The following is a 760-nucleotide window of genomic DNA, read 5'->3' as shown; positions in this document are numbered from 1 at the left end:
TCATGTCAGTGCAATACCCTGTCGTATACAGAATTGCTGGCAATAAAAGAAGGAACACAGAATGAAGTATGTGAATCTGGGTCGTAGCGGTTTGCAAGTCTCCCGTCTTTGCCTCGGTTGTATGAGCTATGGTGAACCTGAACGCCTGCCTCAACCCTGGTCCCTGGATGAAAAGGCGTCACGGCCGCTCATTCGTCAGGCGCTTGAAGCGGGCATTAATTTTTTTGATACCGCGAATATCTACTCGGGCGGAAGTTCTGAAGAGATCACAGGAAAAGCGCTGAAAGAAATGGCCAGACGCGACGAGATCGTTGTGGCGACAAAGACCTTCTTTCCGTGGCGCAACTCACCCAATACCGGGTTTCTTTCCCGCAAGGCCATTTTTCAGTCTATTGACGATAGCCTGACGCGCTTAGGTATGGATTATGTGGATCTCTTTCAGATTCACCGCTTTGACCACTCCACGCCTGTTGAAGAGACCATGGAGGCTCTGCATGACCTCGTTAAATCAGGAAAAGTACGTTACATCGGCGCATCATCTATGGAAGCCTGGCGCTTTGCAAAAATGCAGCATACTGCTGAGCGTAACGGCTGGACTCGATTTATCACGATGCAACCGCAATACAACCTGCTTTACCGGGAAGAAGAGCGCGAGATGCTGCCCCTGTGTGAAGACCAGGGCGTTGGAGTGATCCCCTGGAGTCCGATGGCGCGCGGCAGGCTCACGCGCGACTGGAGTGTCACGTCCCGACGAACGCAA

1 protein-coding gene is annotated in these 760 nt (G+C 52.1%); it reads left to right on the top strand.

Annotated features, from left to right (window positions below; translation table 11 throughout):
• Positions 1-61: 61 nt before the first annotated feature.
• Positions 62-760, top strand: a 699-nt coding sequence (locus tag LDK53_RS21930; RefSeq protein ID WP_225288066.1) for an aldo/keto reductase, incomplete at its 3' end; no start/stop codon positions are given.

Origin of the sequence: Enterobacter sp. K16B, from assembly GCF_020216105.1 — a bacterium.
GTDB lineage: Bacteria > Pseudomonadota > Gammaproteobacteria > Enterobacterales > Enterobacteriaceae > Enterobacter > Enterobacter sichuanensis.
Note: the sequence above shows the minus strand (reverse complement) of the source record. Positions and strands in the feature narration are given on the sequence as shown.